The organism is Mycobacterium sp. (assembly GCF_050701675.1).
Lineage (GTDB): Bacteria > Actinomycetota > Actinomycetes > Mycobacteriales > Mycobacteriaceae > Mycobacterium.
This window is the reverse complement of the sequence record NZ_JBOGDD010001114.1, coordinates 1-14,039: the sequence shown is the minus strand read 5'-3', so window position 1 is coordinate 14,039 and position 14,039 is coordinate 1. Positions and strand designations below refer to the sequence as shown.

Genomic DNA, 14,039 nt, shown 5'->3' with positions numbered 1-14,039 from the left:
CTCCAGCACGGTGCGCTGCTGGTTGATGGTGCCCATGATCTCGGAGTGCTTGCGCTCGGCGTCCGCCTGAAGGGCGTCGGCCTTCTCCTGAGCCTGGCGAAGCTGCGTCTCGGAGCGGGTCTGCGCGTCGGATAGCATCGCGTCGGCACGTGCCTTGGCCTCGGAGACCGTGGTCTCCGCGGTGTGACGGGCTTCGCTGACCATGGCATCGGCCTGCGCGCGGGCGTCGGCCAGCAGCTTGTCGGACTCTGCCTTCGCGGTGCCGGTCAGGCGGTCCGCGGTGTCCTGCGCCAAGCCGAGGATCTTGGCCGCCTTGATGTGCGACTCCTCGCTGGGGGGCGCGACGGCCTGCGGGGCCGCTGCGTACACCGGCTGGACCGGCGCCACGGGCGCGGGCTCGGGCTCCGGCTCTGGCTCTGGCTTCTGGTACGCCGGGATCGTCTGGGTGGCCTGAACGCCACCGCCGGCTCGGCTGCTCGAGAGATCCTGGTCGAGCTCCGCCACGCGCTGGCGGAGATCGGCGTTCTCCTCGATGAGCCGCGTCAGCTCGTTCTCTACGAGGTCGAGGAATGCGTCGACCTCGTCCTCGTTGTAGCCACGCTTGCCGATGGGCGGCTTGCTGAAAGCGACGTTATGGACGTCGGCTGGTGTAAGCGGCATTGTCTGCCCCCTTGAGTTTGGACCGTCAACCGGTGTCAAAGTGTATAGGCGTGCTGGAAGTAACTGGCGTCCATCCTGTCACAGTAGACCCGGCGGTTGCAGGTGAGGTCCAGAATTAAGAGCGAATTTCAAAGAAGGGCCCCGCGATATCGACGCCGGCAAACCCGTTTTCGCTACCTCGACGCTATGCGCTCCACGCAAGTTCCATGCCGACGAAAGCGGCAAGGAGCAGCACCATGATCGAAAGATCGAAGCGAACCGCACCTATCGTGAGCTGCGGAATGATCCGGCGCAGCAGCTTCACGGGCGGATCGGTCACCGTCATGATGACCTCGAGGAACACCACCATCAGGCCTCTGGGCCGCCAGTCGCGGCTGAACGAACGGACGAACTCGACGACGACCCGGGCGATCAGCAGAAGCCAGAACGCAAACAGCACGAAGCCCAGAATCGAAAAGAACAACGACAACTGAGCGACCTCACTCCAGGCGGTGTGACATTGGATACGGGTGGGAAGACGAGCTGAACGACACTCGATTCGCCACCAAGCTTACCCGTCGTCGATCACGCGTCTCGGGTCACTGGTAGGCGTAGAAACCCGCCTCGGCGATGCGCCTGCGCTCGTCGGCGGTGACGTCGACGTCGGCCGGCGACAGTAGGAAGACCTTCGTCGCGACCTTGTCGAAGGAACCCCGGAGCGCGAACGCCAAACCGGCCGCGAAGTCGACGAGGCGCTTGGCATCGGCGTTGTCCATCGAGACCAGATCCATGATCACCGGAGTGCCGTCGCGGAAGCGTTCGCCGATGGTGCGGGCCTCGCTGTAATCCTTCGGGCGCAGCGTGGTGATCTTGGCCAGCGGGCTGCCCTCTTCGAACAGCGCGGCCATCCTGCGGGGCTCCATCGCCACCGCGCCGTGGGTGGCGCCGCGCAGCGTGTTGAAGCGTGGACGCTCGAACTCGCGCCGAGGACCACGGAAGGCGGGCTCTTCATACGCGCCGCGGTAACCCGCTGGGACACCGTCGAATTCACGGCTGGGCACCCGGTCGTCGTAACCCCGACCCTCGGGACGGACGTAGCCCTCGTCCTCGAAACGGTCTTCACGGGGACGACGCGAATAGCCGCGCGACGAACGGTCCTCGTCGTCGTAGTACTCGTCGTCGTAATCGTCCATCGGCGCCATACCGAAGTAGGCCTTGACCTTATGCAGTGTGCTCATCGGAGACCCTTCTGATGACTGAAGTCGGTGTTGTCTGTGATGAAGATGTGACTGGAGTGACTACTCAGAGAGACGTTAGAGGACGCTGTCCCAATAGAGCGGTACCGACACGCACACACGTCGAGCCGTGTTTCACCGCCGTTTCCAGGTCGCTGGACATGCCCGCCGAGAGACCGAGACGCTGCTGGTAGAACGCCTGTACTCGGCTCCGCTCCGACTCCAAACGCAGGAAGGATTCCTCCGTGTCGGCGTTGAGCGGAGGGATGGCCATCAGCCCGACGAAGTCCAGGCCGTCGGTCGCGTCGACGAGCCCGCACAGGTCGTCCACGAGATCCGGCCGATTCACGTCGACTCCACCGCGGGCCGGATCCCCGTCCAGGCTCAGTTGGAGGTACACCCGCAGCGGCGCCGTGCGCCCGCCCTCTTCGAGTGCCTGGGCGGAGGCGCGCCCCAGCGCTTCGACGAGCGCGCTGGTGTCGACCGAGTGCGCGGCGTACGCCCAGCCCGCCACGGCACGCGCCTTCTTGCGTTGGATGCTGCCGATCATGTGCCAGCGAATTGCATCCGTGTGATTCGCGGCTGACATTTCGGCAATTTTGTTCGACGCTTCCTGTTCGCGCGATTCACCGAATTCACGGCATCCGAGCCGCACTAATTCGGTGATGTCGGAAACCGGAAAGAATTTCGTGACGGGAAGTAATTCGATTTCGGCGGCGTCGCGGCCCGCCGCCGCCGCCGCCCGGTCGACCCGTGCCTTCAGCGCGGCCAGGGCCTCGGCGAGTTCGGCGGCACGTGCGGTGGTCATTCCATCCACACCAGTGAGGCCAACCGACCGGTGGGAGCGCCTCGCCGGTGGCTGAACAGGTTGGGATCATCGACCGTGCAACGCGGATCGACGTCGATCGCGGTGACTCCCAATTCCGCTAGCTGCCTGGCGATTCCGGACCTCAGGTCGAGCCCAGCGGTGCCTCGGGTGGTCGTGGTCCTGCTACCCGGCACGGCGGCCTCGACCTCGTCCGCCATGGCGTCGGGTACCTCGTAGTTCAATCCGCTCACGGCCGGCCCCAGGAAGACCGACACGTCCTCGACGTGGGCGCCCTTGCTCAGCATCGCCTCGATGGCTCTTGGCACGACACCCCTCTGGGCGCCCACCCTGCCGGCGTGCACCGCGGCGACGACGCCGGCGCGGGCGTCCGACATCAACACCGGGACGCAATCGGCGGTCACCACCGCCAGTGCCAACCGGCGACTCGTCGTGACCAACCCGTCGGCATCGTCGACGACGCCGGAGACCGGACCGTCCACGGTCACCACCCGGACCCCATGGACCTGGTTCATCCAGACGATGCCGTCATCGCCAAGCCCGATCGACTTGGCGAGGCGCGCACGATTGGCGGCCACGGCAGTGGGATCGTCCCCGACGTGGTCACCCAGGTTGAACGAGTCGAACGGCGGGCCCGAGGCACCACCTTCGCGAGTGGTGGTCACCCGGCGGATGCGAAAGCTCACGGTCTCCAGTATCGACTGACGCGGTAGCGGATTCAGTGACGCATGAAGGGCGGGACGTCGACGTCGTCATCGTCGTCGCCACCACCGCCACCGATGCGGACCGTCGCTCCGTTGGTGTGCACGGGAACGCTGGCCGGGTCGACGGGATCGAATGGCGCGGCCGCCGCCACCTTGCCTGCGCGACCGGGCGAGATGCCCTGCCCGGTCGTGCCGATGACCGGCTTTCGGCCAGGACCCGCGGCGTCGAAGCCGGCGGCGATCACGGTCACGCGGACCTCGTCGCCGAGCGAGTCGTCGATCACGGTGCCGAAGATGATGTTCGCCTCGGGGTGGGCGGCGTCCTGCACCAGCGAGGCGGCCTCGTTGATCTCGAACAGGCCGAGATCGCTGCCGCCGGCGACCGACAGCAGCACGCCGAGGGCGCCCTCCATCGACGCCTCGAGCAGTGGCGAGTTGATCGCGGTCTCGGCGGCCTTGAGGGCACGGCCGTCGCCGCGCGCCGAACCGATGCCCATCAGCGCGGTGCCCGCCCCGGACATGACGCCCTTGACATCGGCGAAGTCGACGTTGATCAGGCCCGGCGTCGTGATCAGGTCGGTGATGCCCTGCACGCCGTTGAGCAAGACCTCGTCGGCACTGCGGAACGCGTCCATCAGCGAGACCGCGGCGTCGCCCATCTGGAGCAGGCGGTCGTTCGGGATCACGATGAGGGTGTCGCAGCTCTCGCGCAGTGCGGCGATGCCCGACTCGGCCTGGTTGCTCCGCCGCTTGCCCTCGAACGAGAACGGCCGTGTCACCACGCCGCCCGTCAGCGCTCCGAGCTTGCGTGCGATCGTCGCGACGACGGGCGCGCCGCCGGTGCCGGTGCCGCCGCCCTCGCCCGCGGTGACGAACACCATGTCGGCGCCGCGCAGGAGTTCTTCGATGTCGTCCTTGGCGTCGTCGGCGGCCTTGCGTCCGACCTCGGGGTCGGCGCCGGCGCCCAGTCCGCGGGTGGAGTCACGGCCGACGTCGAGCTTGACGTCGGCATCGCTCATCAGCAACGCCTGGGCGTCGGTGTTGATGGCGATGAACTCCACGCCCTTGAGGCCTTGCTCGATCATTCGGTTGACGGCATTGACGCCGCCGCCACCAATGCCGACCACCTTTATTACTGCGAGATAGTTGTGCGGGGGTGTCATCGGTCGTCTTCCTCCTGTGCAAACCCTCAACCTGAACCATAGGCTTAGAGTTATGTCAAGTAGTTTCGCGCAAACAGAACGGTAGGGCGACGATCGCAGGTATCGACGCAGGCGCGCCGAACGTGTCGTGGGATTTTCTCTTCCGGACGGCTACTTGACCGTGGGGAGATCCGGACTGGACAGGTCGTAGGTGTGACCGGGCTGCGTGAGCAGCGCCCCCAACTTGAGCGCCTTCTCGTCGGTGCGCTCCGTCGTCCCCCAGATCACTTCCCTGCCATCGACCAGGGTAAGCGTGATCGCCGCGACCGACGGCGCGGCGATCCGCATCACCTGTCCGGCCACCTCGGGACGCAGCGCCGTGAGAACCTGCAGCGCGGCCAGCGTCGGCAGGTCGGTGGGCCCGGGGGTTTCGGCGTCGAGGTAGGGCAGACCTGGCGGCGGGGGCGCCGTCGCGAAGTCGACCCCGTCGCGGTCGAAGAGGTGCGAGCCGTCCGGATAGTCCTTGACCACCAGCGGAATCCGCTCCACGACGGTGATCCGCAGCGTCGACGGGTACTCGCGCTGAACCCGCGCACTCGCCACCCGCCGAATGGTCGCCACGCGCTCGGCGACGGAATCGGTGTCGATCTGCAGCAGCGGCGTGTCCGCCGGCACCGCGGCCGCCTGCTCGACCTCCTCCCGCGTGATGGTGCTCAAACCGGAGATGTCGGTGATGCGCGCGGACATGATCGGCGTGAAGTACAGCAGCAGACCGACACCGACGGCGATCACGCTGGCAAGTGCCGACCACATCAGCGCCTTCAGCCCCCGAATCAGGCCACGCGCAGGAGGTTTCGGTTCATCGGCCGATCTGCCGGTGACCTTGCGCTTGGCTTCGCGGCGGGCGTTCTCGATCGCGGTTGCGCGCTCCTGCGCCGCGCGCCGCTCCTCGCGCTCGCGCCTGGCCCGACGCCGAGGCCCTTCGAAGCCGGGGTCGGCTTCATCGGTGCTGGCTTCGTCGGTGGCGGCGGGGTCGGCGGTAACAGGGTCGGTGACGTCGGGGTCAGGGTGGTCGGCGGGGTCGGCCCCGGCGGCGGGGACGGGGGCGGCGGCCTCCCGAGGCGCGCCGTCGGCTGGTTCGTCGACGGACCCGTCGCCGGACCCGCCGGCCGTGTCGGTCGGCTCGGTCACGACGATCCGGCTCCCGGCGCGTCCCTGCGCGCCATCGACTGCACCGCGGCGAGGATCTCCCGACCCAGCAGCGTGACGTCACCCGCTCCCATCGTGACGACGACGTCACCCGGCCGAGCCGAACCCGCGACCAGGTCGGCGACCGCGGAGAAGTCCGGGACGTACCGTACGGGGACGGTGACGTGCTCGGCAACGCCTGCTCCGCTGACCCCCGCGATCGGCTGCTCGCGGGCGGCATACACGTCGAGGACGAAGACCTCGTCGGCCAGGCTCAACGCCTGTCCGAACTCGCGGGCGAAGGTCTGGGTCCGCGAATACAGGTGCGGCTGGAACACCACGATGCAGCGGCCGTGTCCGGCGACACCACGCAGCGCTTCGACGTCGACCCGCACCTCGGTCGGATGGTGCGCGTAGACGTCGAAGAGGCGGACGCCCGCCGCCGTGCCGACGGACTCGAGTCGGCGTCGGACGCCTTCGAAGGCGGCAAGGCCATCGAGCACCACGCCGGCGCCGGCGCCCGCCTCGGTCGCCGCCAACAGCGCTCCGAGCGCGTTGAGCGCCATGTGCCTGCCGGGCACCGCCAACCGCATGCCCCGTGGCTGGGGCTCACCGTCGAGTTGGACGGTCGCGACGCTGCCCGTGCCCTGCTGTTCCCAATCCAATAGGGCCCCAGCAAGATTCGAGCCGCCGCCGATTCCCGTTCCGCTGCCGTACCGCAGAACTCGCACCCCGAGGGCGGCCACCCGGTCCGCCAACGCCGCGGCTCCGGGATCATCGGCGCACACGACGAGGGCGCCGCCGGGCCGCAGGCGTGCGACGAACTGGTCGAAGACCGCTCGATACGCCTCGGCACTGCCGAAGAAGTCGAGGTGGTCGGCCTCGATGTTGGTGACCACCGCGACGTCCGGGGTGTACTCCAGCAGTGAGCCGTCACTCTCGTCGGCCTCGGCGACGAAGTAGTCGCCGCTGCCGTGGTGCGCGTTGGTGCCCGCCTCGCCGAGGTCGCCGCCGACCGCGAACGACGGGTCGAACCCGGCGCGCTGCAACGCCACGACGATCATCGACGTCGTCGTCGTCTTTCCGTGCGTGCCCGTGACCATCACCGTGGTGTAGCCGTCCATGAGCCTGGCGAGCACGGCGGGCCGCATGATCACCGGGACGCCGCGGCGGCGGGCCTCGACCAGCTCGGGGTTGTCCTGCGGGATGGCGGCGAACGTGCTCACCACGACGGTCGGGCCGCCGGGCAGCACGTCCAGCGCCGACGCGTCGTGACCGATTCGGATCTGGGCCCCACGGGCGCGCAGCGCGGCGACCCCGCGTGACTCCTTGGCGTCGGACCCGGACACCAGGCCGCCGCGGTCGAGCAGGATGCGGGCGATCCCCGACATCCCGGCTCCCCCGATGCCCACCATGTGCACCCGTTGCAGTTCCGGTGGCAGCGCACGCACGCTCATCGGCCCCTACCCAGCTTCTCTCTGGCGACGTCGAGGGCCACCTCGGCAACGCGGCGCGCGGCGTCCGGGTGTCCGGCCAGAGCCGCGGCGGTCGTCATGGTCGCCAGCCGTTGCGGGTCGCCCAGCAGCACGCGAGCGGTCTCCGCGACGAAGGTGGGGGTCAGATCGGCGTCCGCGACCAGCAGGCCCCCGCCCGCGCCGACCACCGGCAACGCGTTGAGGCGCTGCTCCCCGTTGCCGATCGGCAGCGGGACGTACACGGCGGGCAGGCCGACCGCCGTCACCTCGGCGACCGTCATCGCACCGGACCGGCAGATTGCCAGATCGGCAGCGGCGTACGCGAGATCCATCCTGTCCAGGTATGGCACGGCCACGTAGGGCGGATCGTCGGCGGCAGGTTCCCGGAGGTCGAGCACGTTCTTCGGTCCGTGCGCATGCAACACCGAGATGCCCAGCGCAGCAAGGTCTTCCGCGGCGCCGGCGACTGCCCTGTTGAGGGACTGCGCGCCCTGCGAACCGCCGAACACCAGCAGCACCCTGGCGTCGTCGGCGAACCCGAAGTGGGCGCGCGCCTCAGCCCGCACCGCGACCCGGTCCAGTGAGGTGATGGAGTCGCGAACCGGCACGCCGACGACCTCGACGTTCCTCAGGCCCGGCTCCGCCACCGCGGACAGGATGCGACGCGCCGACCGGGCCCCAACCCGGTTTGCCCACCCCGCGCTGGCGTTGGCCTCGTGGACGACGACGGGCACCTGGTGTCGACGAAGGACACCGCCGCGCGCGGCGAGGTAGGCGGGCAGCGCAACATAGCCACCGAAGCCGATCACCACGTCGGCATGCACGCCGTCGAGGATCGCCCGGGTCTGGCGGACGGCCGTACGGACCCTCAGCGGAAGCCGGGCCAGATCACCCGACGGCTTGCGCGGGAATGGCACCGGCGTGATGAGCTCGAGGTGGTAGCCGCGTTCCGGCACCAGCCGCGTCTCGAGCCCGCGCTGGGTGCCGAGGGCGGTGATCCTTACCCCCGGTTCAAGCGCTACGAGGGCATCGGCGACGGCCATCGCGGGCTCGACGTGCCCCGCCGTGCCACCACCCGCGAGGACCACGGAGATCTGGCTCACCCGTAACGCTGACCTTCCAGAGTGCGAGCCCCACGACTCGGCTGACGTTGACGGCCTCCATGATGCCCTGAGGCCCTCGCCGCCCGTTCGCCCGCATCGGTGTTCCGCCTACGGTCCTCGGCTGGTTTGCGGGCGGGTTTCGGCTTTGCCTTGTTCTTCGCGTTTGCCTTCGCCTTGGGCTTCGTCTTGGGTTTGGGCTTGGCCTTGTCCGGGGCCGGCTTGCCGGGCCGCGTCCGCAACCGGTCGCGCGCCGCCTCCAGCCGGGTCGGCACGTAGGGCTCCGGCAGCGGCAGTCGCAGCAGCCGGTTCATCCGGTCGTCGCGTCCCGCCCGCAGCGCAGCCACGGCCTCCGGCTCGTGGCGGGCCGCATTTGTGATGATCCCCAACACGAGAAGCGTTGTCGCCGTCGATGTTCCACCCGCGGAGATCATGGGAAGCTGCAGACCGGTGACGGGCAGAAGGCCCACCACGTAACCGACGTTGATGAACACCTGCCCGAGCACCCACAGCGTCGCGGTCGCGGTCAGCAGCCGCAGGAACGGGTCGGCGGAGCGTCGTGCGATCCGCATCCCCGTGTAGGCGAACAAGCCGAACAGAGCGAGCAGACCGGCCGCTCCGACGAAGCCGAGTTCCTCGCCGATGATCGCGAAGATGAAGTCGTTGTGGGCGTTGGGCAAGTAATTCCACTTGGCCGTGCCCTGCCCGAGACCGTCGCCGAACACTCCGCCGTTGGCCAGGGCGAAGCGCGCCTGTCTGGCCTGGTAGCCGGAGCCCTGGCCGTCGGCGCCTGGGTCGAGCCAGGACTGCACGCGGTCGGATCGGTAACCCTCCGACATGGCCAGGATGCCCGCGGCGACGACGACGGCGGCCAACGAGCTCAGGAACACCCGCAGCGGCAGTCCGGCGTACCACAGCAGGCCCAGCAGGATGATGCCGAGCGACACGGTCTGGCCGAGGTCGGGCTGCAGGACGATGAGCAGGAGGGCAAGCACCGCACCCGGCACCAGCGGGAAGAGCATCTCGCGCACCGATGCGCGCTCCATCCGACGCGCGGCGAGAAGGTGCGCCCCCCAGATCAGGAAGGCGATCTTGGCGAGTTCCGACGGCTGCATCGAGAACCCGGCGACGACGAACCAGCCGCGAGAACCGTTGGCTTCCTTACCGATTCCCGGGACCAGCACCAGGACGAGCATGATGATGGTGATGACGAAGCTGGGGAACGCAAGCCGTCGCATGAAGTTGATGGGCATGCGCAACGCCACGTAGAAGGCGCCGAGTCCCACGATGGTCCACAAGACCTGCTTGCCGAAGATCGCCCACGGCGAGCCGTCCTCGTCGTACGAGTGCACGCCCGACGCCGAGAGCACCATGATCAAGCCAAGGGTGATCAGGAGCCCGACGACGGCGACAACGAGGTGGAACGACGTCATCGGCCGTCCCAGCCACGCGCCGACCCGGGTCCTCGGGACGACGGCCTGCTCCACCGGGGCAGCGACGGGCGCGCCCTCTTCGTCGGGCTTCTCGGGCCGCAGCCGGGCGAGGATCTTCTTGACCATCAGCTAGCCGGCCACACGGATCACATTTGTCACATAAGTAACACCAGAATCATTTGTCCCTCGCACCCCAGAATCCTCCCCCGCCACAGCCCCAGCAACGAGGACATCCGGGGCGTGTCGCCGGAATGGGACCCGCCCGTCACGCTCCTACTAGGCGCCTACGGAGGCGAGCCATTCGCTGTAGAACAGCGCTACCCCCAGCCCACAGGCGATGGCGGTCAGAAGCCAAAACCGGATGATGACCGTGGTCTCGGCCCAGCCCACCAGCTCGAAGTGGTGATGGAACGGCGCCATGCGGAAGACCCGTCGACCCGTCGTCCGGAACGCCAGGATCTGCACGACCACCGACGTGACCTCGGCCACGAACAGTGCACCGAGCACGACGGCGAGCATCTCGGTGCGGCTGGTCACCGACAGTCCCGCGATGATGCCGCCGAGCGCGAGCGACCCGGTGTCCCCCATGAAGATCTTGGCGGGGGCGGCGTTCCACCACAGAAAGCCGATGCACGCGCCGGCAGTCGCCGCGGCGACGAGCGCCAGGTCGAGCGGATCCCTGACGTTGTAGCAACCGAGCCCCGGGCTGAAGGCACATGCGTTTCGGAACTGCCAGAAGGTGATCAACACGTAGGCCGCGGTCACCATCGCCATGGCCCCGGCCGCGAGTCCGTCCAGGCCGTCGGTGAAGTTCACCGCGTTTGACCAGGCGCTGACCACGATGACGCAGAACAGCACGAACACGGCGGGTGCCAGCGTCACCGTGGCGATCTCGCGAACGTAGGAGAGCTCCGCGCTGCCGGGAGTCAATCCGTCGGAGTTGCGGAACTGCAGGGCAAGGACACCGAAGAGCACGGCTGCGACGAGCTGTCCGACCGTCTTGGCGGTCTTGTTGAGTCCGAGGTTGCGCGAGCGCCGGATCTTGATGAGGTCATCGACGAATCCGACGCCACCCAGCGCCGTCGCGAGCCCGAGCACGAGAAGGCCTGACGCCGACGGGCCCTCCCCGTCCAGGGCGAGGCCCACCAGGTGCGTGCCGAGGTAGCCCGCCCAGATGCCCGCCAGGATGGCGACGCCACCCATCGACGGCGTGCCCCGCTTCTTGCGGTGGCTTGGCGGCCCGTCCTCGCGGATCTCGTGGCCGAACCCCTGCCGGGTGAACAGCCGGATCAGCGCGGGCGTCAGCAGGATCGACACCGTGAGCGCGATGCCGACGGCGATGAGTATCTGCCTCACGTCGGCTCACCGGCCAGTGCCTCGGCCAAATCGGCAAGACCCGCTGACTTGGAGGCCTTCACCAGCACCACGTCACCCGCGCGCAGTTCGTCGCGCAGGAATTCCAGTGCGGCGTCGGCATCGGTGAGCATGACGGCTTCACTGCCCCACGACCCCTCCATCACCGCCCCGTGATGCATGGCGCTCAACGACCTCCCGGTTCCGACGACGACCAGTCGAGACACATCTAAGCGCACGGCCAGTCGACCGATGCTGTCATGCTCGGCGATGGCGTCCTCACCGAGTTCGGCCATCTCGCCGAGAACGGCCCAGCTCCTTCGCCGTTCCGCACCGCCGGCGCCAGGCGACTTCGCCATCCAGGCCAGTGCCTTCAACCCGGCCCGCATCGAGTCGGGGTTGGCGTTGTACGCGTCGTTGATCACCGTCACACCGTCGCTGCGCGTGCCGACCTGCATGCGATGACGTGACACCGGACCCGCTGCCGCCAGCGCGTCGGCCACCTGGTCGAGGCGGGCGCCGCACTCCAGCGCGACGGCCGCCGCGCACAGCGCATTGGACACCTGATGATCTCCGTGCACCGCGAGTTCGACCGGTACCACACCCCCAGGGCAGTGCAGGGTGAAGCGCGGCCGCGCGAGCTCGTCGAGAACGACGTCGTCGGCCCAGAGGTCGGCGCCGGGGCTCCTGGAGATGCGGACGACGCGGGCCTCGGTCACCTCAGCCATCGCGGCGACCGCGTTGTCGTCGGCATTGAGGATCACCACGCCGGACGCGGAAACCGCCTGTGGCAGTTCGGCCTTCGTTGCCGCAATCGCCGCGCGCGAACCGAACTCACCGAGGTGGGCGGTGCCGACGTTGAGCACCACCGCGATCGAAGGAGGTGCGATCCGCGCGAGCGCGGCGATGTTGCCAGGATGGCGGGCCGACATCTCCAGGACCAGGTAGTCGGTGTCCGTCGTCGCACGCAACACCGTCCACGGGTGCCCGAGCTCGTTGTTGAAGGAGCCGGGTGGCGCGACGACCTGCCCGAGGGGCTCGAGTACGGCGGCCAGCAGGTCCTTCGTGGACGTCTTGCCCGACGACCCGGTAACGCCGACGATCACGAGTCCACCTGCCACCAACTCGGCGGCGACGGCGGTGGCGAGTCTGGCCAGCGCGTCCAGAACCGCGGCCCCCGACCCGTCGGTGTCGTACTCGAGCACGCTGGCGCCGGAGTCCACGGCGGCCGCGAGGGGTTCGACGACGATCGCAGGCACGCCGACCGGGCGCGCGGCCACCACGGCCGCCGCACCGGCGGCCACGGCGCCTGCGGCGAAGTCGTGCCCGTCGGAACGGGCGCCAGGCAGGGCCAGGAACAGCCCGCCGGGGGTGACGGCGCGCGAGTCGAACTCGACCGTCCCCGTCACGCGCGTCGCCTCGGCGTCCTGCGCCGAGATGTCGGCGAGTTCGCCGCCGACGATCGTGGCGATCTGAGCCAGCGTCAGATCGATCATGACGGGGATCCAAGCGCGTGTAGGGCCCGAGCCAGCTCGTCGCGATCGTCGAACGGCCGGGTCTGGCCGTGGCTCGTCTGGCCCGCCTCGTGCCCCTTGCCCGCGACCAGGACCACGTCGCCGTCCCTTGCCCAGGCGACGGCGAATTCGATGGCCGCACGACGGTCGCCGATCTCGACGATCTCCGCGCCGCTGCCCGCCGCACCCTCGACGATCGCGGCGCGAATGTCCGCCGGGTCCTCGTCGCGGGGATTGTCATCGGTGACGACGACCAGGTCGGCCAGCTCGGCCGCGGTGCTGCCCATCGGCGCGCGCTTGCCGTGATCGCGGTTACCGCCCGCACCGAACACCACCGCGAGCCTGCCGCTCGTCTGCGCACGCAGCGTCTCGAGGACGGCGCGCAGGGCGCCGGGCTTGTGCGCGTAGTCGACCAGCGCGAGGAAGCCCTGACCGCGATCGATCGGCTGGAGCCTGCCTGGCACCGTCGCCGTGCGCAGCCCTGGTGCGGCCTGCTCTGGGGACACCCCGACGGCGTCGAGCAGGGCGGTCGCCAGAAGGCAGTTCGCCACGTTGTAGTGGCCGGGAAGACAGGTGCGCAGCCCGTGGTGCACGCCAGACGGGTCGACCGCGATGAACTCCTGGCCACCCCCGTCGACGGAGCGGATCTCCTCGACCCGCCAGTCTGCGTCGGCACCGGAGACGCTCACGGTGACGGGACGCTCGGCGCGGGTCGCGATGGTGCGGCCGCCCTCGTCGTCGATGCACACCACGGAAAGGTCTGCGTGGGTTGATGACTGGGGGTCGAAGAGCTTCGCCTTGGCGTCGAGGTAGGCCTCCATCGTCGGATGGAAGTCCAGGTGATCACGTGAAAGATTGGTGAAACCGCCCACCGCGAAGTGCATCGCATCAACCCGGCCCTGGGTCAACGCGTGGCTGGAGACCTCCATCACCACCGTGTCGATGCCGCGTTCGACCATCACCGCCAGCAGAGCCTGCAGGTCCGGCGCCTCGGGTGTGGTCAGCGTGCTCGGCTCGTCGCGGCCGTCGATGCGAATGCCGACCGTGCCGATGAGACCGACCACCCGGCCCGCCGCGCGAAGCCCCGCCTCCACCAGGTAGGTGGTGGTGGTCTTGCCCGAGGTACCCGTCACGCCGATCACGCGGACGCGCTCCGACGGCCGCCCGTAGACCCCAGCGGCCAGCTCGCCGAGGACCGCCCTCGGAGTTGGGTGCACCAGCGCGGCGGACACCAGGTCCGTGGCTCGCCGGGAGCCGAGGGCTGCCACCGCGATTGGTCCGAGGAACTCGATGGCCACTGCGGTGCCGAGCGGAATCCGTGCAATGGCTTCGTAGAAGGCGATGTTCATCGCAATCGTCACCAGGCCGAACTGCGCCGCGACGAAGGCGTCGTGCCGGGTGAACCCGCGCCGCCAGGGTCGTCGCCAGGC

The 14,039-nt window shown here is 68.9% G+C and carries 13 protein-coding genes; all 13 read right to left on the bottom strand.

Annotated features, from left to right (window positions below; genetic code table 11):
- Nucleotides 1-660 (bottom strand): DivIVA-like cell division protein Wag31 (gene wag31 / locus ACRDUX_RS34555; protein ID WP_526420971.1); only part of this gene is annotated, 660 nt, incomplete at its 3' end.
- A gap of 184 nt (nt 661-844) precedes the next feature.
- Nucleotides 845-1,129, bottom strand: a complete 285-nt coding sequence (locus tag ACRDUX_RS34550) for a YggT family protein (protein ID WP_526420969.1) — start codon at nt 1,127-1,129, stop codon at nt 845-847.
- A gap of 109 nt (nt 1,130-1,238) precedes the next feature.
- Nucleotides 1,239-1,877, bottom strand: coding sequence for a cell division protein SepF (locus ACRDUX_RS34545; RefSeq protein WP_526420967.1), 639 nt, complete (start codon nt 1,875-1,877; stop codon nt 1,239-1,241).
- Between the two features lie 64 nt (nt 1,878-1,941).
- Nucleotides 1,942-2,682 carry a YggS family pyridoxal phosphate-dependent enzyme gene (locus ACRDUX_RS34540; protein ID WP_526420965.1) on the bottom strand — a complete coding sequence of 247 codons (741 nt, stop codon included), beginning with the start codon at nt 2,680-2,682 and terminating at the stop codon, nt 1,942-1,944.
- Entirely contained in the window at nt 2,679-3,386 is a 708-nt protein-coding gene (gene pgeF / locus ACRDUX_RS34535) for a peptidoglycan editing factor PgeF (RefSeq protein ID WP_526420963.1), read from the bottom strand. Before pgeF ends, ACRDUX_RS34540 begins: the two co-directional genes overlap by 4 nt.
- A 32-nt stretch (nt 3,387-3,418) precedes the next feature.
- A complete protein-coding gene (ftsZ, locus tag ACRDUX_RS34530; RefSeq protein ID WP_526420962.1) occupies nt 3,419-4,567 on the bottom strand; it encodes a cell division protein FtsZ in 1,149 nt (382 codons plus the stop codon).
- 150 nt (nt 4,568-4,717) lie between these two features.
- Nucleotides 4,718-5,737 carry a cell division protein FtsQ/DivIB gene (locus tag ACRDUX_RS34525; RefSeq protein WP_526420960.1) on the bottom strand — a complete coding sequence of 340 codons (1,020 nt, stop codon included), beginning with the start codon at nt 5,735-5,737 and terminating at the stop codon, nt 4,718-4,720.
- On the bottom strand, nt 5,734-7,191 hold the full coding sequence (gene murC / locus ACRDUX_RS34520) for a UDP-N-acetylmuramate--L-alanine ligase (RefSeq protein ID WP_526420958.1): 1,458 nt from the start codon (nt 7,189-7,191) through the stop codon (nt 5,734-5,736). The genes ACRDUX_RS34525 and murC overlap by 4 nt, the downstream gene beginning before the upstream one ends.
- Nucleotides 7,188-8,303 (bottom strand): undecaprenyldiphospho-muramoylpentapeptide beta-N-acetylglucosaminyltransferase, encoded by a 1,116-nt coding sequence (murG, locus tag ACRDUX_RS34515; RefSeq protein ID WP_526420973.1) that lies wholly within the window; start codon nt 8,301-8,303, stop codon nt 7,188-7,190. Before murG ends, murC begins: the two co-directional genes overlap by 4 nt.
- A 5-nt stretch (nt 8,304-8,308) precedes the next feature.
- Complete coding sequence (gene ftsW, locus ACRDUX_RS34510; RefSeq protein ID WP_526420956.1) at nt 8,309-9,868, bottom strand: putative lipid II flippase FtsW; 1,560 nt, start codon at nt 9,866-9,868, stop codon at nt 8,309-8,311.
- A 150-nt stretch (nt 9,869-10,018) separates the two neighbouring features.
- Complete coding sequence (gene mraY, locus ACRDUX_RS34505; RefSeq protein WP_526380809.1) at nt 10,019-11,098, bottom strand: phospho-N-acetylmuramoyl-pentapeptide-transferase; 1,080 nt, start codon at nt 11,096-11,098, stop codon at nt 10,019-10,021.
- Nucleotides 11,095-12,591, bottom strand: coding sequence for a UDP-N-acetylmuramoyl-tripeptide--D-alanyl-D-alanine ligase (locus tag ACRDUX_RS34500; protein WP_526420954.1), 1,497 nt, complete (start codon nt 12,589-12,591; stop codon nt 11,095-11,097). The genes mraY and ACRDUX_RS34500 overlap by 4 nt, the downstream gene beginning before the upstream one ends.
- The coding region (locus ACRDUX_RS34495) for a UDP-N-acetylmuramoyl-L-alanyl-D-glutamate--2,6-diaminopimelate ligase (protein ID WP_526420952.1) at nt 12,588-14,039 on the bottom strand (1,452 nt) is incomplete at its 5' end. The genes ACRDUX_RS34500 and ACRDUX_RS34495, both read right to left, overlap by 4 nt.

Bases quoted from the DNA above. Each gene is read 5' to 3' on its own strand.
- murC (WP_526420958.1), bottom strand. From the start codon at position 7,191: ATGAGCGTGCGTGCGCTGCCACCGGAACTGCAACGGGTGCACATGGTG.
- ACRDUX_RS34540 (WP_526420965.1), bottom strand. From the start codon at position 2,682: ATGACCACCGCACGTGCCGCCGAACTCGCCGAGGCCCTGGCCGCGCTG.
- ftsZ (WP_526420962.1), bottom strand. From the start codon at position 4,567: ATGACACCCCCGCACAACTATCTCGCAGTAATAAAGGTGGTCGGCATT.
- ACRDUX_RS34545 (WP_526420967.1), bottom strand. From the start codon at position 1,877: ATGAGCACACTGCATAAGGTCAAGGCCTACTTCGGTATGGCGCCGATG.
- ACRDUX_RS34500 (WP_526420954.1), bottom strand. From the start codon at position 12,591: ATGATCGATCTGACGCTGGCTCAGATCGCCACGATCGTCGGCGGCGAA.
- ftsW (WP_526420956.1), bottom strand. From the start codon at position 9,868: ATGGTCAAGAAGATCCTCGCCCGGCTGCGGCCCGAGAAGCCCGACGAA.